Genomic DNA, 19,559 nt, shown 5'->3' on the forward strand with positions numbered 1-19,559 from the left:
TTTAAAGCGGGTAGTTTTTAAAGGTTTATGGAAAAGAGAAGCTGGTGATAATCATGACTTATGATGATATCAAAGCAAAGGTGGGAGAACTCCTTAAAACGATCATCAGCGAAATGCTCGAGAAAGAAGGTAAAACCTGGGAAGGAGAGATCCTATTTGATGAAACTCCAAATATGGAGTTCGGGGACTTTGCAACGACAGTTGCCTTCCTATTAGCAAAAGTATTCAAAAAAGCCCCAAGGATTATAGCCCAAGAAATTGCCTCAAACCTGGAAGATAAGCTTCCAGAGTATATAGCAAAGGTGGAAGTGGCTGGAGCAGGATACATAAACTTCTTCTTAGACTATGAAAAGTTCAGCAAACTTACTGTAAAAGAAATCCTTCAAAAAGGAGAGCACTTTGGAGAAAGCAAGATAGGAGAGGGGAAGAAAGTTATAGTAGAACACACCTCTGTTAATCCCACAAAACCCCTTCACATGGGGCACGCTAGAAATGCAGTTTTAGGAGATACTGTCGCTAGGATTATGAGGGCTCTTGGATACAATGTTGAAGTACAAAACTATATTGATGACCTTGGCGTTCAGTTTGCCCAAGTCCTCTGGGGTTATCTAAATATGAGGGAAGAGTTCGAAAGCATCATAAAAGAGCTTAAAGAAAAGGGACTTTCAAAAGAGGACATTCTTGACCATGCTCTTGGCCTTCTTTACGTGGAAGTTCACAAGAAGATGGAAGAATATCCTGAGGTTGAAAGGGAGATAAGAAGTATAATGAAGGAATTAGAAAAAGAAGACAACGAAATATCCGAAAAAGGTAGAAAACTGGCCGAAGACGTCGTTAAGGCCCAGATGAAAACGACCTATAGATTAAGCATCTCCTACGACCTTCTAAGCTGGGAAAGTGATATCGTTAGGAGTGGGATATTTGAAGAGTCTTATAAGCGCATTCAAGAAAATTCCCACTTCGAATGGGCCCAAGAAGGCAAATATAAGGGAGCTTTCATTATGAAACTTGGAGATCTCTTCCCTGATCTTGAAAACCCAGATACAGTACTTATCAGAAGTGACGGAACCGCAACATACACCGGAAAGGACATTGCCTACCATTTATGGAAGTTTGGAAAAGTAAGCGCGGATATGCGTTACAAGGTATGGGACAAAATCAATGACCACAAAACATGGACTACTGCCAAAGATGGTGAAAGAATGCCCGGAAGGTTTGCAAATGCAGAGATAGTGATAAACGTTGTTGGCTCGGAACAAAGATATGAGCAAATGGCCGTTGCCTATGCACTCAAGCTTCTCGGTTATGAAGAGGAGTACCACAATTTCCACCATTTAGCTTACGAGCATGTTGTAAGGCCAGAAGGGAAGTTCAGCGGAAGAAAGGGGACCTGGATAGGGTTTACCGTTGATGAAGTGCTTGATGAAGCTGTTAAAAGGGCCAAAGAACTTGTAGAAGAAAAGAACCCCTCGTTAAGTGGCGAAGAAAAAGAAAAGATAGCAGAAATAGTAGGGGTTGGAGCTGTAAGGTACAACCTAGTAAAATATTCACCTGAAAAGATAATAACCTTCCGCTGGGAGGATGTTCTCAACTTTGAAGGTGAAAGTGCTCCATACATCCAGTACGCCCACGCAAGATGTGCCTCCATTCTAAAGAAAGCCATGGAAGAAGGAATAAACATTGATAAAGATGCCCTCTTAAAGAACGCAGACTTCTCAAAACTGGACAATAAGGAGAAGGAACTGATAAAAATCATCTCAAAATTCCCAGAAATAGTGAAAACAGCCGGAAGAGACATAAAACCCCACTTACTCGCCACCTATGCAAATGAACTTGCAATGGTGTTTAACAGCTTCTATATGGCCCTACCAGTCTTGAAAGCGGAAGAAGGGGTAAGAGAACTAAGACTCCTACTAGTAATAGCAACAAAGCAAGTACTCAAAAATACCCTTGGTTTAATGGGTATCGAGGCTCCAGAGGTTATGTGAGTCTTCTTCTTTTCTATCCATTTTAAGTGTGTGGAGTCCTTTTCCATAAATCTAAAATACACTAAAGCTAAACTATTTTGGTGATCTTATGCGCGGAGTTGTAGTACCTCTGGTAACACCCTTCAATGAAGACTACTCCATTGACTTTCCTGCCCTTGAGGAGCACATAAATTACCTCCAAAAGATTGGAGTCCATGGAATTTTCATAAACGCAACCACTGGGGAATTTACTAGTCTAAACAATGAAGAGAGAAAACTTTTAGCAGAAAAAGGCAGAGAACTGGTATCATCCGCTTTTTATCTTGTAGGAACTGCTTCAACAAACACTTTCGAAGTCATAGAACTCACAAAACATGCCCAAGAGATAGGAGCAGATTACGTGGTTATAGCACCCCCTTATTACTGCCCACTTAACGATGACGCCCTCTTCAAGCACTATTCAATGGTCGCTGAAAAAACAGAGATCCCGATAATTTTATACAATATCCCCAGCTGTGCTAATCCAATGAGCGTTTCTTTAATAAAACGCCTTGCTCTCGAATATTCTAATATAGCAGGGATAAAAGAAACCATAGACAGCATTAATCACGTCAGGAATGTGATATTTGAGGTAAAAAGAGAAAGAAAAGACTTTAAAGTCTTTACTGGCTTAGATCAACACTTTCTGAACACCTTACTCCTAGGGGGAGATGGAGGAATAATGGCCTGTGCAAACTTTGCACCTGAACTTCACCTGGAGCTTTACAAAGCCTTTGAGGAGAAAAACTTCGAAATGGCTATGGAGTATGCTCAAAAGCTCGCAAAGGTCTCAAAAGTTTATGAACTGGCCTCTTCGTTTGGATCAGCGATAAAGATAGCTATGAACATAAGGGGCTTTTCAATAAAACCGGTTCTCAGACCACCATACATCATGGATAGAGGAGAAGTCAAAGAAAGAATAAAGCAATTGTTGACCTCACTGGAGCTTGTACCTTAGAATGGCAGCTATCCCACCAAAAGCCTTGTAGAATTGCTGACCTTCCTCAGTATCAAGGGAGATTATCTCAACCTCAGCCCCGCCTTCTTCTGCAATTTTTATGAGCTCTTCTGCCACATCCCATTTTTCAACGCTTATATTCTGGCTGTTGCACTTGGGACATGCCTTGAGGTTCTTTTTATATAGTTCAAACTCAGCCTCAGTCATTGTCTTGAGCTCTTCCCAGCCACAGTTATTACATAAGGCTTTCACTCTAACTCTATCATAACCTTCACTCAGGAGAAGGATGTCCACGGCTCCAAGTTCGAGGGCCTTCCTCACTTCCTTTTCACCATAAGTTATAAGGCCAGTATCCTTAACTAGGTGCTTGAAAAACTGCTGAACAAGTTTTCTCTCCTTAACGGCCTCATGTTCTCTTAAGATATCACTTGCTTTTTCTACAAGCTCTCTAAGGCCATATTCCCCGTGGTAACTTATGTCCACAACACCCAGAATCCTTTTCCTAAGTTCATGGTGCAAATACTCTCCCTCAACGAACTCCTCCTTTGTAGGGCCAGGACCCCCAATAATAATCCCTTTAAGTTCGTCTTTTTCCAAGAGAGGGAGGAATACACTGCTTGCGTGTTCACCAATTCTTTTCATAAATTCATGAGCCTCTTGTTCTCTAATTCTCTCATACCTTCGAGCTGACTGGCCACCGGCCCTTGTCTTTCCTGGCACATTAGAAGTTAGATCTTCAATGACCTCTATTTTCTTCCCTCTAAGAATTCCTATTGTGGCCTCGTTCTTCTCAACCGTTATTAAACCATAGGCATCCTTAACTCTCAACATTTCCTCAAGAGGTTCCGTAACAAAAGTCTGGTCACATCGATAAAGCCTCACGTTTAAGGGTTCCGGTGGAACAATGGCAAATACCCTAATATCAGAAACCCCTTCCTGTTCACTCACATTACCAACAAAAAGAGCTAAACCAGTCTCTGGAGTTTGTCTGTAAAGTTTAAGGTGCTGCATGGCCCTTTCCAAGGCCCCAAGAACGTTTTTTCGAGTGGTCTTCGATTTGATGTTCTGGGCTGTTCCATATTCTTCCCTAAGCTGCTGCATGACTTTATTCAAATCATAATCTGCGGGAATATAGAGGGAAACTAGCTCAGTTGCTCGACCTCGAATCTTTTTAAGCTCCTCAACCTTCTTTTTAAGCTCATACATTTCAGCAGACTTGTGAGACATGATTATCACCTCACCAATTACTCTCTTTTCTCGCTACAACCCTCTTAAAAAATTCGACTTTATAAAGATTTGGAAAAAAGCTAAAGATAGGATAAAAACAGCAACAGGAAAACTCCCAAAATTCCACCAACAGCCACTATAAGGAAGTTTATCAGACTCATCTCTACGTGTGCTATGCCAAGGTAGTTTAAGATCCCCAAAAGTATAAGACCAACTATTGCGTTCATTGCCATCCATTTGAGAACTGAAAACGTTAGCTTGAGAACTATCGCTGCAGCTATTGTTAATAATACTATGAATATTAGGACATTAATCACTCATTTCACCCCCAAGCTCTTTTATTACTTCTTTGGCAATTTCACCCAAAGGGACCCATTTAATCCCCTCAAAAGGCAAAATAACCGCTTCTTCCACATTTACAAGCTCCGCAATTAGTGGGAGGGCCTCCTTAACTTTCAATTTTTTGAGCATCAGCATTGCAAAGGCCTTCCTGTTCCTGTCACCATTTTTAAGGATATCCATGAGCAATGGAACAATCTCATTCCTAAACATTTCTTCAGCCCATGGGAAAAACCGGAGCATAAGTTCGAATGTCTGCATAGCATTCTCTTTAACGTAAGGATCGGGATCCTCTACAAGCAAGAGTACTCTTACAGGGAGACCATCCTCGATGTATTCCATCATTAAATCTTTGTGCCTAGAAACAAGCTCCCCAAGAAGTAAAAGAGCATCTCCTCGAAGTCCCGGTTTATGCTCATCTAAAAGCTCGATTATTGCATCTACATATTTTTTATCCTTCATTGCAGAGATAAGAATTTCTTCTAAATCTCCCTGAGAGATCATTTTTATGACTTTGTTCTTTTTGGAACCAAATGAAAATAACCCCATTACACAACCCTATTGTAATTTTACCTTAAACTTTAAAATCATTTTCCTTAAGCTTTAAAAAGTGCATGAGAAATTAAGCCCAATTGACAAATGGAATAGAAAACTCCACAGATGAGTTTTATGAGGTGGGAAAATGCACATAAAGGAGTTCCAAGAGCTGATTAAGGAGCTTTACTTTCATAGGGATGAAAAGCGAGGGCTGGAAAAGACTTTTCTGTGGTTTAGTGAGGAGATTGGTGAACTGGCAGAGGCCCTAAGGAAAAACGATAGAGAGGCCATGGATGAAGAGTTTGCCGATGTTCTGGCTTGGCTGGTTAGTTTGGCTAACATTGTGGGGGTTGATGTGGAGGAAGCTGCAAAGAAGAAGTATCCAGGAGTTTGTCCATATTGTGGGAAAAATCCTTGTGAATGTGAGAAGGAGTAGAAAACATAACCAGAGAATTTAGAACTACAACAACTTTTCAAATCCATACGTCTCAAAGTCACGATCAAAAGTAAAAGCTTCCCTGATTTTCAGCCTCTCCATTATAACAAAGCTTAAGCAATCTATGACATCCATGCCCTTCTGATCTTCATACTGCTTAAATATCTTCCAAGCTTTTTCCCAGTCTTCTTCTATTTCTTTTTCAATTATCACAACCCTACTGTTGGTGTAGCTTTTATAGAGTTGAACCGCAGTTCTCTTGTTAACCCTCTTTGAAACCCCATTAAGGAACTCCCCCAGCACCGGCCTGCCAACAACAAAGTTTATGCCGCTCTTAATGGACTTCTCGAAAAATTCTTTTGCTTTTTTATGGTTCTTATATGTTCTGCTGGCTAACGCTATCATGGCACTTGTGTCCATGTAAATCAATTCTGGTTTCACTCGCTTTGCCATTCCACAGTCCCCCAGTCTTCCCGCTCGCTTGCATCTTCTTCAAGTTCCAAAACCCTATGGTATCCCAAATCGGGTCTTTCTGGATTAGCTTTTCCACTTCTTTTTTGTGCTCTTTTGCATATTTCTCTAAAGCTTCCCTTGCTATTTCCTTTAGTCTTTTGCCCCTCAAGATAGCGAGCATCTTGAGAACCTCATGGGTCTCGTCATCAACCTCGGTTTGAACGTGAGTTCCCATGTTATCACCCAATTGTAAGTATCACATCTAATGCTAATAAATTTCCTATTAGATGAATTGAGGTCAACAAACTATAAACCATTAAATCGTTTAGAAAAAGCCGATAATCCTCGGCTCTCCATAAGAAGTTGGGGAGTTTTTAAAGAGAGCAGTACTGAGATTTAAAAAGCCGTTAGGTTTTTGCCTTTTGAGCTTTTGTGTACTTCTCTATCTCTCTCAAAGCATTTATTATGACTTTTTCGCCAGCATTCCATATCTCTATTCCCATTATTCTGCCGTTTTCATCATACTCTATCCAGACGTCCTCATCCACCTCATCAGTGTCAAAAATTTCCCCCTCTTTTATTAGTATGTACAGGATATCCGCCTTTGGGTCATACCGAATCTTCATAGCTCAATCCACCTCTTGTTCTCCAATCTCCTCTTAACTATCTTTTCAAGGTTCCTACTAACATCTATAACTGTCACAACTTTTATACTTTCCCCTTCCCGATCATAAGCGATGATCAAATAGTGTCCTTCCTTTCTTCTTTCTCCTATTGCTATTTGATGAGCATTTTTAAGATCATAAAACTTCCATTTAGGCTTCTTAAGAACCTTTTCGATCTCATCTTCCTCGATTTTTCTCTCTTTAAGTCTCTGTCTCGCATGTTCAGTGAAAGTTATCATAGCGACCCTCCTGAGCACTATCTGACCTCCTCCCCGCCCTGAAGGGCGAGGGTTCAGCTTCAACCCCTTGCCAATAGCGGGAAGGTTTGAGGGGTCTCATTCAAACCCACTAAAAAGTGGGTTTTCAACCCCTCTGGGACGGTCTTGCCCCAATTACCCCTACCCACCGTCAAACCCGGCAGGCTCGGGGTTATGGTTTTCACAGCCCTTTTCAAAATGTTGAAAGCTCCAACAAGGTCGGCATTAAATACAAGCCCCGTTGCGGGACACTTAAATAAACCCCTAACGAAACGCGCCCCCTCGTGGGGCTTCCCGCAAACGGGGCAAGTTTTCGAAGTGAAAGCCTCATTCACAACCAAAACTTGAATACCATACTCTTCAGCAACTTCCTTCAAGCGTTGAATTACTGTATTAAACCGCCAGACGTGAGAGAGAAGATAATTCTGCTTTTTCCCCTTGTTGGAATTTCTTGCTATCTCCTTTGGATAACCAACAACTATCCTCGAAACGCCGAGATGATAAAGCCTCTCAACAGTTTGTCTCACTGTCGTGTTGATGTAGTGCCTCGCCTGAAGTTTAGCCTTTTGGTGCATTCTTGTGAGCTTTTTGCTCTTTTTTGCTCCAGACTTGTTGATTTTAGACTGATACTCAGCTATTCTTTTCTGCCAGTAGAAGGCTATGCTTTTCAGCGGTCTTCCATTCACGAGAAAACTCTCCCCGTTCTCAACGTAAACGGCTATTAAATTGTTCACTCCAAGGTCTATGCCCGCTGGGAGATTACCTAACGGTTCTCTTGGGAGTTCTACCCATTCTTCACCTTGAAGTTTTTTCTCGACACTTACGCTGATGTGAGCATACCACTTCCGCCTTATCGGGTCGTAAGTTATTTCCAGTCTTCCCTGCTTGCCCTTCAAGTGTATTCTCCCCTTGGACTGAACTTCCAGTCTTTTGAACTTTCCGAGGCCTTTGAGGATTATCTTGTTCTCCTCAATCCTGTATTGGTCGTTCCTCAGGACTATTAAAGGTTTCCTCTTTCCATTATCTTTCAAGTAGTCTGGTGGTTTTGGCTTGAACCACTTGGGTGATTCTCCGTTCCGCTTGGCTCTTATGAGAGAGAAGAAACTTCTCCAAGCCTCAGCGTTCTTTCTTGCTATTTGTTGGACTGTTGCCGAGCCTATCTCTGCTTTAAATTCCTCATAGACTATTTTCTCGGTTTTGAGGAAGTCTATTGGTTTGCCCTCAAAGAATTCCTGTCTGCGAAGGTAGTTCACTCTATTCCAGACTTTGGAACTAATTTGGGCTAACTCTTTGAGGGTTCTCTCGGTTTCCTTTGATGGTTGGAGTTTTAGGGTTATTGTTCGCTTCATTTTTCTTCGCTCTCAACTTTTTTAATCCAGAGCTTCATAGCTTCAGTTACAGCTACTCCTAAAGCACCTCGGATTTTCCCGTATTTTTTCTCCACGAGTTCCCTGAATTTTTTCTCAACTTCATCATCAACGGAGACATTAATAACCCCCATCAATCAACACCAATCTATATTAGTATGGATTGATTTAAAAGCTTTTTGGGAGTGCTTTCCTGTCTCCGAGCTGAATTTCCGATTACTGCATCCCCACCTTAAAGGGCGAGGCTTTCAAAAGAAAAAAGTAAGCTCTTCTTATCTTAATTTAATATATTTACCTCTCTTTTAAAGACCTTTTGTTTTATTTCATCATTCTACTGTTTCCTCCGAGCCATAAAATTAAGGGTTAAAAAGTTTAGAGGATAACCCTTATACAGCGGTGAGATTATGAAAGAGATTGTGACAAAAGTCCCCAATAATGTGGACGAAACTTTAATTCAGCTTATAAGGAGAACTGTTAGAAAGGAAATTCTCATAGATTCAATGCTCAAAAAAAATTGAGAAAGGACTTAAGAGTTCTGAATTAACAGAGGAAGACATAGAGAGAATTACCGAAGAGATCAAAAAAGAAAGAGCAAAATACTGGAGGGAAAAACTTGGACTCACTCGTAGTTGATACAAACGTCCTTTTCTCCTTCTTCAAGGCCGATTCCACTACAAAAAACTTATAAGAAAGCTGAGAGGAATTTTGGACTTATATACTCCTGAATATGCATATGATGAACTTCAAAAGTACAAGAGCGAGATAATCAAAAAGTCCAAGTTTTCTCCTGAAAGGTTTGAAGAGATTGATTTTGGTATACTGTCCCACATAGTTATCCCAATTCCAGAAAGTGAATACATAAACCTCAAGAAGCCGCTGAGATTACTCCAAACCTTGGGGATATAGATTTTGTCGCTTTAGCCTTGAAGCTTAACTGCCCAATATGAAACAATGACAAGAAGCTCAAAGGTATCAAAAACGTGCGAGTCTTAGATACAAAAGAAGTTGTGGGGCTTCTCCAAGACTACTCACCCAAAACGTAAACTATCGCTTTGCAAGAGTCCAAGTCGTTCTCGTAGATGCACTTGTTGTAGGCGTTTTCAAGTGTGTCCGAGTATGTAAAGGTTGAGTCGTCTATATCTTTTGTCTCTCCATTGAACTCACACTGACCGTTGGAGCAGGAGATGGTCTGGGTTTTGAGGGATTCCCAATTCCCACTGGTTTTTAAGTATTGCACTTTGGTTTCCACATTGTTTTGATAAGCCAAAAGTTGATTTTGCTCCGTAGACTTTATAGCCTTCGGAACAACGCCTTCACCAAACCAGAAAACAGTAATCAATATTATCACAAGGGCAAGGGCAACCATTGCAGAATACTCAAGAGAACCCTGGGCCTTTTTCATAAAAATCACCAAAAAAGTAAATTAATTAGGAAAGATCAGGTTGAACCGCTAGAAATAACTCCAAAGACCTCACAAGCAATTAGCTTACCAGCTTGGCAGTCTGTATATACCGTGGTAATATAGGCTTCATTACTATATTCATCTGACCCCTTGTTATAGAGTTCCTCATATGTGGATGGAATAGTATAAGTTACATTGCCATCGGAAGTAATTATTTTCAAATTTGTATTATTAACTTGAATTTTTGCAGTTTCCCACCATCCCTTTGCTTGGAATGATGACTTAACAAGCTCTGCTTGGCTCTGTAGGGCCGCTATGTCACTTGTACCAGTGGCTTGCTGACCAGCACCACTAATGTACCTAACCACAACAAATATTATTATCAAGGCTGCTGCGATCATGAAGAGGTACTCCAGCGCACCCTGACCCTTCTTCCGTTTAAACAATTTTCTCAAATTTATCATTTTCTCTACACCTCCATATGGAAAGTCATCATATAAGTTACGCTAAAGCCATATAAATATATTTCTCCCCAATTATGTCTATTATTATCTCAAAATTGACTAACATTGAATGGAAATTTTCCAATATTACTTAAGTTATCATTGTATTTTATCCAACATAAGTCAAAATACCATCAAAACCTATGAGAGCTACTAAGAGGTATACCAATAAATTTCCAAACAATTGGATATTTTACTATTGATTAACTCTATACTTGAGTGTTCTATAGTTTCCCAATTGCATTTACACCTCACCAAATCATATAAATATTCTAAATACCAAATTATGCATATAACTTCCTCAAAATTGTGGTGAGTGAAATGTTGCTCTTCATTGAATGTGAATCATCAAGTGTAGAAGGTTGTTTAAAAGAACTGAGAGAAAAGGCTAAAATCCTTGAAAGCATGCCAGGATCGATAGAAAAAGCTAAAATAGAGCTTTCTTTTGGAGCTTTTATGGAAATAAAGATAGCCCTAAGCATAGATCCCACAAAAAAAGCAGATAAATACATAGTAGCCGAACATACCTCAGGTAAAGACATTATCGAAAGGCTGCAGGAGAAGATTAGGAAAAAAATAAAGAACACTGAAATAGTTGACTTCACCTTTGGAACCTATACGATGCCCATAACTCGAAGAAAATATGCCGTGGGGATAGCGGTGGTTAACAGGCCCCAAGGAAAGGGAAACCTTGAAAACTTGAGCATTGAAGAAAGAAGAGCAATCCTGGGGAAAGCTCTTGAACTCTTTGGCTGGAATCCCAAAGCGCTAAACATATCTGAAATAGCTAGACTCTTCAACGTTTCAAGGGATTCAATATACAACGATATAGAGCAGATTTTGAAAGAGAGGGGATAAACCCAAAAGAAGTTTTTATGAGTACAGCTTCTCCAAAGTCTTCTCTTCGCTATAAGAAAGGGCTGGAATATTCCATTTCTTCGGCTTTATTAAGGAGTCTTGGTAAGGCATTTCAGCAACCCCTAAATGGCAATTAAAAAATGGATGGTTTGATCAGGCCTCTGTTGACATTATAAAGAGAAAACTTACAAGAATGTATACCTCAAATCCACCCGAAATTATTAAAAATATATTTCATACTTTGGATGAGTCAGAAAACAGAAAATAAAATTAAAAAATCACTGAACAACACTTATTGGCACTGGAGTTGCCGACAAGATAAATATGACCAACACAACCAAAGCCAAAACTATTCTTTTAGGCGAAATTGGGCTAACCTCATCTAAAGCCCCTGGGTTCCCAATCCTACCCATGAGTAAAATTATAAACCCCTCTATAAGCCAACCGGCCCATAGAACACTCAAACCTATCATGGCCAATCCCAAGCCAAATGTTAGGATTGAATGAAGTTTCTCCCCAAGAAATGCTCTTGCTATATGACCCCCATCAAGCTGGGCCGCTGGAACCAAGTTTAGGAAAGTCACGAGGATCCCTACCCATCCGGCTATTGCTACCGGGTGGAGGTAAATCACATAATCTTCAGGTATCTTAAAGATGTACTTCTCAAGGAAAATCATTATCAAACTCTCTCCAAACGCTATGCCTCCACCAACTTGAGCAATTGCGCTAGTAGGTAATGCGGGAGAGAGCCTTAGACCTATTAGCAGCACTGGGATTGCCACAATAAACCCTGCTATCGGTCCGCTTGAACCGAGATCTATGGCCGCATTTCTCGTTGGGATTGGATACTTAACCCTTATCACCGCACCAAGCGTCCCCAGTATATTAGGGAAGGGGATAAAGTATGGAAAAGTAGACTTCACCCCATGGAAAGTTGCTGCTATTTTATGGCTCATTTCGTGAGTGCCCAAAATGGCCAGAACACTTATAGAAAATGCCAAGGCGTTAAGATAGATATTTCTAATTCCAGGAAGGTTATATTCATCAAGAAATACTATATATGAGCTTGAAAGCCAGTAACCAGCAAATAGAGTACTTAAAACAGTCGCTATAAAGAGACCGATCCCAATAAACGGATTTTCTTTTTTTATCTCTTGAGCCGGGAAGATGTACAAAACAACTTTTCCTTCCTTCTTCTTTAAAGCGCCCCAATATCCAATACTTTCAAGTTCCTTGAGAACTTTTTCAAAATTACTTTCTCTTATTTCCAAAACCTCAAAAGCAGTCACATCCCCCCTCGACTCCGTTTTACCCAAAGAATAGAAGTTGCTAAGTTTTTCAATCAAATCTTTTGCTGGTTCTTCTTCCACAACAGGAGTGATTTCAAACCCTACAATAACCATGTCTCCGCCGCATTTCGGGCAGGCCTTTTCCAAGAGAGCATCATTTGATTCCATTACCTCTCTATGGCCACAGTCGATGCATTCATAAACACCTTTCGGCATTTTTCTCACCACTAAAAAGAGTAGGAGGGAGTACTTAAAAACTATTCCTCTACATTAACTTCGCCTTTATCCGCATCGACTTCAATAATTTGACCGCTTCTTATTTTGCTTGTGTCTATCTTGTCCACCATAGGGATCCCAGCTATTATTGCGCCGGTAGCAACTATCGTTTCAGCTTCCTCCACCACTATGGCCTTAGGGGCAACGCCATTTTTCTTTAGCTGATAGACAATGTATGAACCTACAGTTGAACCCTTTCCCCGAGGGAAGACAAGAATCTTGTCTTTAACGTTCTCCCCTCTTATATCACTCTCAACATCTATGATTACTCCCGTGTTAGGGTCGACACCTCCCAAAAATGATAGCGGCCTCCTAGAAACCAACGCAGTGCCCCTGACCTTACCTCCAAAGATTTTCCTTCCTTTGAGTCTCATTTTATCACCTCATGGAGCCTCAAGGATTAACTTATCTGTATTGTCAAGTCTAACCTTCAAACCGCCAGAAGAGAAGTAGAAACTCGCTTTTCCACTGTTGGTGGCTATTCCATTATACCATTTTTTGACAGGGGAGACTATTAAACAGCTGTCGACTATTATCTTTCCATTGTAGCGCTCTATAACCTCTGTGTAACCTAACGCATCTGAAAGGGATTTCACCACCCTGCTAGCAGTTATTAATAAGGGGGCTTTTAGAGGCTTTTCTCTCATTCTCAAAAGTTCTGCAATCTCTTTAATTTCCTGAATTGAAGCATGAGGACAACCTATAACGATGGCATCAATTTCACTCCAATCGGCGTTGAATTTCTCCTTAACTTCTTTAAGCTCCTCCTCTCCAACCTGGATTTTTTCAATTTTGTCAGTTATGGCTTCCTTGTATTCTGGTGTCTCGCCTTCTACATGATATAGAGCAATAGAACCTGTTGCTGCCATTGAAGCCCCAAGCTCTTTAAGATAGTCATTTTTCTCAGGTTTAAGCCCCTTGAAATAGGGAACGTCATTCTTTAGGGCCTTTCCAAGATAGTAACCCAAAAAGCTGTAATCAACAAAGTCCTTTATTTTTGCTATTATTTCCACAAGAACCGTTGCCTTCCTATTTTCATCTAAATGAAGGCCATAATTTGGAGTTTTTCCGACTATAGCGGCGGCTAAACTTGAAGGGCCTCCCTCTCTGTTAGTTCTCGCACCGATTATAGAATTGGCAAAGGATACAGCCGAACTCTCACTCCATGCTATATGATCTCCAAACTTTGGAAGGTTTGCTCCGTAATAAGGAGTACAGGTGGAGGTTATCTCAATACCCATATCCCTATAAAGCTCGAGAATCTTTCTCTGCTTCTCCATGAAAGTCTCATCACCTATTCCCGCAGGATTGAGGGTAGTATAAACGGTGACCTTTGCTCCAGCGTTTACAAAATCCTGGAGAAATTCTATACCCGCATCTCCTATGTTTTTATAGGAAACTCCAGCTATTTGAGCGCTTTTTATTGGAATAAGCCTATCTGCACCATAAATCTCTCCAAGGGCCACCAGAATTTCCATGGCCTTTTGAAGTGAATATCCATACTCGCCAACCAGTATTAGTTCCTCTTCTTTCGTGAGGTACATTTCATCACCACCACCATTTATACATAAAGAACTTTAAAGGTTTGCCAAGGAGGGATTGTGGATTCTTATCTTTTTAGGGATTCTCTTCCAGGATGGGATTTCCAAAAGAGAAAATGAATGCCATTAAGTGCTTTTCCTTTCATTAAGAGGCCGAAAAGAGGGTGTAATTCCAATTCTAGATTAATAAAAAGGCCTTTATAAGAACCGTAAGGTTTATAAATTCCCATCAGATAAGAGATATCGGGTCAAGCAGCGGGGTGGGGCAGCTAGGAGTGCCCGCCGGGCTCATAACCCGGAGGTCCGAGGTTCAAATCCTCGCCCCGCTATTCGCCATTTTTATACATTGATGTATGAATTTGTACAATTCTGAACTCAAAAACACTTTTTAAGAAGACACCCTTTCACCAAAAACTTTAAAATTATTCATGTTGGCATTTTTACTATGAGAAGTTTAAAAGAATTAAATATTGAAGAGTTGCATGAAATAATGGAACGAGCTAAAGAGTTGAGAGAGCAAGGCACCAGCTACTCCCAAATAGCATCAATTATTGGAGAAGAATTTAACGTTAAAATTTCTAGGCCAACGGTTATGCGCTGGTGCAAAGGCCTCCACAACCCATTTAATAAAATAAAGGAAATCTCCCTAGAACCTTCACCAAGTTTAGCTTATATTATTGGAGTTTTTCTTGGCGATGGGAGCACTAGCAAAAGGAAAGATGGAAAATATCGAATAAAACTAAAAGTCATTGATAAAGACTTTGCAGAGAGATTTCAGAAAACATTAGAGGATCTTGGAATTAAAGCCACTCTTGGATTTGAGCATGATTCTACTCGAGTAGATCGATGGTACGTAGAGGGGACCAACAAAATGCTCTTTCAATTTCTAAATGGCCCTAGAGAACAACTATTCAACGTGGCATGGAAATACCCTCGAGAATTCTTACAAGGCCTCTTCGACAGCGAGGGATTTCCCGTTATTAGTGCCAAAAATACATTCCGAGTTCAGGTGGCACTAGCAAATTCAGACCTAGAACTCCTCAGTTTTACTGAAAAACTTCTCTTAGAAAAGTTCGGCATTTCCACGCGTTTAGTTCAAACTCACAAAAAGAACACTCCAATTGTGATTCGGGGTGTTGAGTACAAGTATAACGTAGATATGTACCTTCTTTGGATCTACCGCTTGAGTCATGTTCAGAAATTTGCAAAGGAAATTGGTTTCACAGCTAGGAGAAAACAGAAAAAATTAGAAGATGCTTTGCATTTAAGCGAAATGCCCGTAATAGAAGCCCTTAAACTCTGGCATAAGAAGTACATAAAAGGTCCAAGAGGTTATATGAAACGGTCCCTAATCTATTCCTCATTCCACACATTATCCAGTAAATAATCCATGAAATAAAGGAAAAAAGTATGTAAAGCATGCCAGGTATTTTTCTTTTATTGTTCTCCGTATTTTCTCTCATTTTTTACACCCCTTAAATTCACAACTAAAGTCATGAAGATTTCGTCATACTGCGAAATTTGGGCGTAGTCGAAGGCGAAGCCACATGCCCATCTGTTAAGTGAGGGCATAAGTTCCAAAGCGAATCAGTGAATACTATTTCTTTATCGTTTAATATCTACGATAGTTTCTATATTTTCTAGTTTTTGGGAATATATTATTTTGATAATTTGATCAAAAGATACTGGTTTATAATTTATTGTTTCAACGCTTACATTGATTGTTCGTTTCTCTTTATTAACAAAAGGGTAGTTTATTAAATCATTATTGTGTTTATGGCCATGTATAATCCATCCGTCGAAAGAATCTACATCCTTTGGATCATGAACAAGGAAAAATTTATGCCCTTTATAATTAACAATCTCATAATGCTTTCCCAAATTTGTTTTTTCATGATTTCCTTTGATGTAAATAATTTTTCCATTGAGTTTACTAAGCCAATACCTCGGACTTCTAGAGTGCTTACCGAAACTTATATCACCTAAAAAATACACAATATCATTCCTTTTTACTGTATTATTCCAGTTTTTTAATAAAACCCTATTCATTTCTTTTATGTCAACAAAAGGACGAGCGCAATACTTTATTATGTTTGCGTGGTCAAAATGTGTATCAGATATGAGCCATATTTTTCTCCCTCTTATAGACGGGTGTTGGTTAAATGTTTCCATTTGAAGAATCTTTCTATGTGCCTTTAACGTCTCAGCATAATATTTTCGTGAAAGAGCTTCTCTTCTATTAAGCAACTTGCGTGTGGGTACATCGTATTCCCAGCTTATTCTACTCTTTTTCAATAAGGTGATTCTCAAAGCAAATGCTGGAAGATACTCATATTCGGTTTGTGTTTCTTTTATTAAGATATTTGCACTTTTTTCTGATAATTGATAACCAATAGTTGCATGAAACCAAAACTTATCCTCATCAGCATCATTAAACTTTATTACATCCGGACGTTCCTCTATGAACGGCTTTATTTTATTGTAAATGTCTCTTCTAAGTTTTTTAAGCTTGTCACTTGCTTTTATTTTAAATGCGAACACGTATCCCTTATCACCCTTTTTAACTTCGAAACCATCGTAGTAAAATTTTACAAAGGTATATTTGGAGGCAACATTTTGAATTATCTTAGCTATGTCCCGATCTGTTATACCCTTTTTTAATCTAAAATTATAAATAAGCGTAATATGGGGTACCTTATGCCATCTTCCTGTATGAGTAGATTTTATATGGGTTTTGATATGCCGTCTAATTCTGTATTTCTCTACCATAGGACGTATTTCTATCAGATAGGGGTATTTACCATCTCTTTTATAATAAGAAAAGAATTTTAACAATCTATTCAACATATTCATATTTAATCACCATAGGACTCAATTTCACTTAACAAGTATTTTGCAAAATTTTTATTCGTATAATCTTCCAAATGGGAGTTAAAGTTTGTCATCATGCTTTATTGTATGGCTTTAAATATAAAAAAGCTTACGCTACAAGAGTGATATAAATTAATAAGCTTATTAAAGAGATAAAGCTAAGAAAATATTCCTATCAAACAGATAAAACTTACATTTCAATTGTCAAAAGATTTTTGAATTCTGGAAAAACTACAAGAGGATTCTTGCTTTCTCACTCAAGTAAGAACAAATCAACCATGAGAAGCGTTTAAATCAAGTAACAATCTGAAAATGGATAATTAAGTATTCTAAGCTGGTATAAAGAGCATAGAGTTAAATTTGTGAGAACTTGACAAAAGGGGCTACTTATTATCAGACTAAATTAACAAGGTTTGCTTTCAATAATGTGATGGCAGATGCTCAATGATTTTTATTTTCGTCTCACTAACAATAAGTTAACAGAATCCCTAAAGCAACATTAATAAATCCCCCATAAATACTCAGAGAGGGCAACCATGGACTTAGTAGTATTAGGACATGTGGCCATTGATCACGTAATATTCCCGGATAAAAGGGAGATAATTCTTCCTGGAGGAGCAGCCACAGCTGTAGCTACTTCTGCAGCTCTAAGTGGGGCTAAAGTAGGCTTGGTAACAAAAGTAGGAAAGGATTTTCCAAAAGAGTGGCTAAAAAAGCTTGAGGAGATACTTGACATAAAAGGGGTACACGTTCTTGAAGGAAACACCATACACATATACATGATTTACCACGAAGATGGAACCGTTGATGCCCCTGTTGACATGGGAGTGGCCCAGAGAATGGGAGAAACCAAGATCCCTGAGGAATACTTAAGTGCAAAAATCTTCCACATTGCGCCAATACCTCCAGAAGAACAACTTAAGGCAATAAATCGATTAAGAGGAAAAAGAATCAGCCTTGATTTCAATCCAACTTATATAGAAGAATACAAGACAAAGAAAGAGCTCATGAGAGAAATAATTTCACGAGCAGAGATAATTTTTCCCAATGAAAGGGAAGCACTAACAATAACTGGGGAAAAAAGCATAGAAGAAGCCGCCAAAAAGCTTCACGAATGGGGAAGTAAACTCATTGTGATCACCATGGGGGAAAGGGGAGTTCTTATGTATGATGGAGAGAGATTCACCAGGTTTGAAGCCTTACCTATTAGCGAGATAGTTGATCCTACTGGCGCAGGAGACGCTTTTGCTGGCGGGTTCTTGGCCTATTATGTAAAAGGAAAACCACTTGAGGAATGCATAAAGCAGGGATTGTTGAGGGCAAGAGAGGTCCTAAAGAAAAAAGGGAGCTGGAGCATTGAAGTCTAATCCCTCGTAATCATTCTAGAGAATAGATACAGGGAAATAAGTATAAGCACTGCAATGGCCGTTACCTCAAACTTGGGCATCACTACAGAGAGACCCACTATCAAAACGTGAATTCAAATAAAATCTAACTGCTACATAATCTGACCCTTTAGCCTCCAATTACTATCAAGATAGCAAAGAATAGGCCAATTAAGTAATAATCCTGGGTACTTTTTTAATCTCACGAATTCTGGCCTGAGAACTTATTATTGCACTCATCAACAGAACAATGACAAGATAAAGGGAAGCTAATCTATTTCTCATTTTCACTCATCTATAAGATTATGTAAGGATAGATTTAAAAAGTTTTACAGCTTGGAAAAGGTTGGGTGAGAGAATATGGAAAAAATCCCACAACTTTTTGTCGAGAGTAATTTGGAAGAGTGTGTTGATGGAGAAAAAGCAAGAGTGGACTGCCGAATCATCCAGGACAATATAGAAGTTAAGGTAAAAAAGGGAGAAAAAATTCCGGAGTTTATAGACCCAAAGAGAGCAAAATTTATGAAAAAGGAGGTTTATGACAGGTTCCACTTTTATGTGGATAAGTACGAGCACAAAATGATGTGCAATGCAATTATAATACTGCCAGATAGAAGAACCGAAATACGGCTTTACAAAGGAGATGAACTAATGCTTCTGCCTGTAGAGGGTTATGTCTCGAGTATAATTGCTGGAGTTGGAAATAGAGTTAGAAAAAGTGATGCATTTGCAGCCATAACAACTAAAAAGGGAGAAGTGCACTATCTTAAACCTCCTAAGACTGGGGTCGTTGTCTACATAGATGAATTCACTAACAGGCCACACTACGTATACTACATCCTCCCAGAGGAGTGAATCTTCCAGCTATTTTCACATTCCTTCCAATATGGATCTTACGTTTTCGTTAATCCTCATTTTTAGTGTGTCTACCTTATCCATCCCTTGGATTGTCCTAGTATTTTTGGCACTTGTAATTATCAAAGACCATTTGCGTAAATCATGCTTCATTGGTTCATCTTGAAACATTACAAGCAGTTTAGAACCCTTCGCCTCAACTTCAAGTATCTCAATACTTCTATTCCCAAGTTGCGTAGAATAGATTTTATGTGTCTTTAAACCGCCAAATTCTCTTTCAAGCATCTCAGCAAATTCCCCCACCTAATATCACCCGGTATAATTAGGGCGATAA

Annotated in this window: 24 protein-coding genes and 1 tRNA gene; 9 read left to right on the forward strand and 16 right to left on the reverse strand. The window is 39.4% G+C overall.

Annotated elements, in window-relative coordinates:
• Positions 1 to 53: 53 nt before the first annotated feature.
• Both TSIB_RS09370 and TSIB_RS09375 read left to right on the forward strand, forming a co-directional pair.
• Positions 54 to 1,988 carry an arginine--tRNA ligase gene (locus tag TSIB_RS09370; protein WP_015850190.1) on the forward strand — a complete coding sequence of 645 codons (1,935 nt, stop codon included), beginning with the start codon at positions 54 to 56 and terminating at the stop codon, positions 1,986 to 1,988.
• A gap of 88 nt (positions 1,989 to 2,076) precedes the next feature.
• Positions 2,077 to 2,964: a dihydrodipicolinate synthase family protein gene (locus TSIB_RS09375; protein ID WP_015850191.1), complete on the forward strand. Its 888-nt coding sequence runs from the start codon at positions 2,077 to 2,079 to the stop codon at positions 2,962 to 2,964.
• Here TSIB_RS09375 and prf1 read toward each other — a convergent pair.
• From prf1 to TSIB_RS09390, 3 genes are all read right to left on the reverse strand, one after another.
• Positions 2,944 to 4,191: a peptide chain release factor aRF-1 gene (gene prf1, locus TSIB_RS09380; protein WP_015850192.1), complete on the reverse strand. Its 1,248-nt coding sequence runs from the start codon at positions 4,189 to 4,191 to the stop codon at positions 2,944 to 2,946. The genes TSIB_RS09375 and prf1 overlap by 21 nt on opposite strands.
• A gap of 80 nt (positions 4,192 to 4,271) precedes the next feature.
• A complete protein-coding gene (locus TSIB_RS09385; protein WP_015850193.1) occupies positions 4,272 to 4,508 on the reverse strand; it encodes a pro-sigmaK processing inhibitor BofA family protein in 237 nt (78 codons plus the stop codon).
• Positions 4,501 to 5,079 carry a HEAT repeat domain-containing protein gene (locus TSIB_RS09390; protein WP_015850194.1) on the reverse strand — a complete coding sequence of 193 codons (579 nt, stop codon included), beginning with the start codon at positions 5,077 to 5,079 and terminating at the stop codon, positions 4,501 to 4,503. The genes TSIB_RS09385 and TSIB_RS09390 overlap by 8 nt, the downstream gene beginning before the upstream one ends.
• 133 nt (positions 5,080 to 5,212) lie before the next feature.
• On the opposite strand from TSIB_RS09390, the gene TSIB_RS09395 reads away from it, so the two are divergent.
• A complete protein-coding gene (locus TSIB_RS09395) occupies positions 5,213 to 5,503 on the forward strand; it encodes a MazG nucleotide pyrophosphohydrolase domain-containing protein (protein ID WP_015850195.1) in 291 nt (96 codons plus the stop codon).
• A 24-nt stretch (positions 5,504 to 5,527) separates the two neighbouring features.
• On the opposite strand, the gene TSIB_RS09400 is transcribed toward TSIB_RS09395, so the two are convergent.
• The 6 genes from TSIB_RS09400 to TSIB_RS10485 all read right to left on the reverse strand — a co-directional run bounded on the left by TSIB_RS09400 (position 5,528) and on the right by TSIB_RS10485 (position 8,379).
• Entirely contained in the window at positions 5,528 to 5,956 is a 429-nt protein-coding gene (locus tag TSIB_RS09400) for a type II toxin-antitoxin system VapC family toxin (RefSeq protein WP_015850196.1), read from the reverse strand.
• Positions 5,880 to 6,191, reverse strand: a complete 312-nt coding sequence (locus TSIB_RS09405; protein ID WP_052293237.1) for a hypothetical protein — start codon at positions 6,189 to 6,191, stop codon at positions 5,880 to 5,882. Before TSIB_RS09405 ends, TSIB_RS09400 begins: the two co-directional genes overlap by 77 nt.
• A 172-nt stretch (positions 6,192 to 6,363) precedes the next feature.
• Positions 6,364 to 6,582 carry a DUF2283 domain-containing protein gene (locus TSIB_RS09410; RefSeq protein WP_015850198.1) on the reverse strand — a complete coding sequence of 73 codons (219 nt, stop codon included), beginning with the start codon at positions 6,580 to 6,582 and terminating at the stop codon, positions 6,364 to 6,366.
• Positions 6,579 to 6,878, reverse strand: a complete 300-nt coding sequence (locus tag TSIB_RS09415) for a DUF4258 domain-containing protein (RefSeq protein ID WP_228359808.1) — start codon at positions 6,876 to 6,878, stop codon at positions 6,579 to 6,581. Before TSIB_RS09415 ends, TSIB_RS09410 begins: the two co-directional genes overlap by 4 nt.
• Before the next feature lie 41 nt (positions 6,879 to 6,919).
• The gene (locus TSIB_RS09420) at positions 6,920 to 8,227 is read right to left on the reverse strand and encodes an RNA-guided endonuclease InsQ/TnpB family protein (protein ID WP_015850200.1); all 1,308 of its coding nucleotides are present in this window, start codon (positions 8,225 to 8,227) and stop codon (positions 6,920 to 6,922) included.
• On the reverse strand, positions 8,224 to 8,379 hold the full coding sequence (locus TSIB_RS10485; RefSeq protein ID WP_015850201.1) for a hypothetical protein: 156 nt from the start codon (positions 8,377 to 8,379) through the stop codon (positions 8,224 to 8,226). Before TSIB_RS10485 ends, TSIB_RS09420 begins: the two co-directional genes overlap by 4 nt.
• Before the next feature lie 550 nt (positions 8,380 to 8,929).
• On the opposite strand from TSIB_RS10485, the gene TSIB_RS09425 reads away from it, so the two are divergent.
• Positions 8,930 to 9,151 carry a PIN domain-containing protein gene (locus TSIB_RS09425; protein ID WP_081432794.1) on the forward strand — a complete coding sequence of 74 codons (222 nt, stop codon included), beginning with the start codon at positions 8,930 to 8,932 and terminating at the stop codon, positions 9,149 to 9,151.
• A 118-nt stretch (positions 9,152 to 9,269) separates the two neighbouring features.
• Here TSIB_RS09425 and TSIB_RS09430 read toward each other — a convergent pair whose 3' ends face one another.
• Positions 9,270 to 9,647 carry a class III signal peptide-containing protein gene (locus TSIB_RS09430; protein WP_048160663.1) on the reverse strand — a complete coding sequence of 126 codons (378 nt, stop codon included), beginning with the start codon at positions 9,645 to 9,647 and terminating at the stop codon, positions 9,270 to 9,272.
• Between the two features lie 35 nt (positions 9,648 to 9,682).
• Complete coding sequence (locus TSIB_RS10720) at positions 9,683 to 10,111, reverse strand: class III signal peptide-containing protein (RefSeq protein WP_015850205.1); 429 nt, start codon at positions 10,109 to 10,111, stop codon at positions 9,683 to 9,685.
• Between the two features lie 360 nt (positions 10,112 to 10,471).
• Here TSIB_RS10720 and TSIB_RS09440 point away from each other — a divergent pair, with 360 nt between their 5' ends.
• The gene (locus TSIB_RS09440; RefSeq protein ID WP_048160664.1) at positions 10,472 to 11,008 is read left to right on the forward strand and encodes an HTH domain-containing protein; all 537 of its coding nucleotides are present in this window, start codon (positions 10,472 to 10,474) and stop codon (positions 11,006 to 11,008) included.
• A 278-nt stretch (positions 11,009 to 11,286) separates the two neighbouring features.
• Here the strand turns inward: TSIB_RS09440 and TSIB_RS09445 are convergent, their stop codons facing one another.
• The 3 genes from TSIB_RS09445 to TSIB_RS09455 are packed head-to-tail and all read right to left on the reverse strand — an operon-like array spanning position 11,287 to position 14,117.
• A complete protein-coding gene (locus tag TSIB_RS09445) occupies positions 11,287 to 12,513 on the reverse strand; it encodes a site-2 protease family protein (RefSeq protein WP_048160667.1) in 1,227 nt (408 codons plus the stop codon).
• A gap of 41 nt (positions 12,514 to 12,554) precedes the next feature.
• Complete coding sequence (locus tag TSIB_RS09450) at positions 12,555 to 12,947, reverse strand: DUF126 domain-containing protein (RefSeq protein ID WP_015850208.1); 393 nt, start codon at positions 12,945 to 12,947, stop codon at positions 12,555 to 12,557.
• A 9-nt stretch (positions 12,948 to 12,956) separates the two neighbouring features.
• Complete coding sequence (locus TSIB_RS09455; RefSeq protein WP_015850209.1) at positions 12,957 to 14,117, reverse strand: aconitase X catalytic domain-containing protein; 1,161 nt, start codon at positions 14,115 to 14,117, stop codon at positions 12,957 to 12,959.
• Between the two features lie 251 nt (positions 14,118 to 14,368).
• On the opposite strand from TSIB_RS09455, the gene TSIB_RS09460 reads away from it, so the two are divergent.
• Together TSIB_RS09460 and TSIB_RS09465 are read left to right on the forward strand one after the other, a co-directional pair.
• Positions 14,369 to 14,443, forward strand: a tRNA-Met gene (locus TSIB_RS09460).
• A gap of 116 nt (positions 14,444 to 14,559) precedes the next feature.
• Positions 14,560 to 15,501 carry an LAGLIDADG family homing endonuclease gene (locus tag TSIB_RS09465; protein WP_015850211.1) on the forward strand — a complete coding sequence of 314 codons (942 nt, stop codon included), beginning with the start codon at positions 14,560 to 14,562 and terminating at the stop codon, positions 15,499 to 15,501.
• A 218-nt stretch (positions 15,502 to 15,719) separates the two neighbouring features.
• Here TSIB_RS09465 and TSIB_RS10245 read toward each other — a convergent pair whose 3' ends face one another.
• On the reverse strand, positions 15,720 to 16,967 hold the full coding sequence (locus TSIB_RS10245; RefSeq protein ID WP_015850213.1) for a 2'-5' RNA ligase family protein: 1,248 nt from the start codon (positions 16,965 to 16,967) through the stop codon (positions 15,720 to 15,722).
• Between the two features lie 554 nt (positions 16,968 to 17,521).
• Here TSIB_RS10245 and TSIB_RS09475 point away from each other — a divergent pair.
• Positions 17,522 to 18,352, forward strand: coding sequence for a carbohydrate kinase family protein (locus tag TSIB_RS09475; RefSeq protein WP_015850214.1), 831 nt, complete (start codon positions 17,522 to 17,524; stop codon positions 18,350 to 18,352).
• A gap of 378 nt (positions 18,353 to 18,730) precedes the next feature.
• Entirely contained in the window at positions 18,731 to 19,225 is a 495-nt protein-coding gene (locus TSIB_RS09480) for a DUF2118 domain-containing protein (protein WP_015850216.1), read from the forward strand.
• Between the two features lie 15 nt (positions 19,226 to 19,240).
• On the opposite strand, the gene TSIB_RS09485 is transcribed toward TSIB_RS09480, so the two are convergent.
• Complete coding sequence (locus tag TSIB_RS09485) at positions 19,241 to 19,528, reverse strand: hypothetical protein (protein ID WP_015850217.1); 288 nt, start codon at positions 19,526 to 19,528, stop codon at positions 19,241 to 19,243.
• Between the last annotated feature and the right edge of the window lie 31 nt (positions 19,529 to 19,559).

Source organism: Thermococcus sibiricus MM 739, assembly GCF_000022545.1.
Lineage (GTDB): Archaea > Methanobacteriota_B > Thermococci > Thermococcales > Thermococcaceae > Thermococcus_A > Thermococcus_A sibiricus.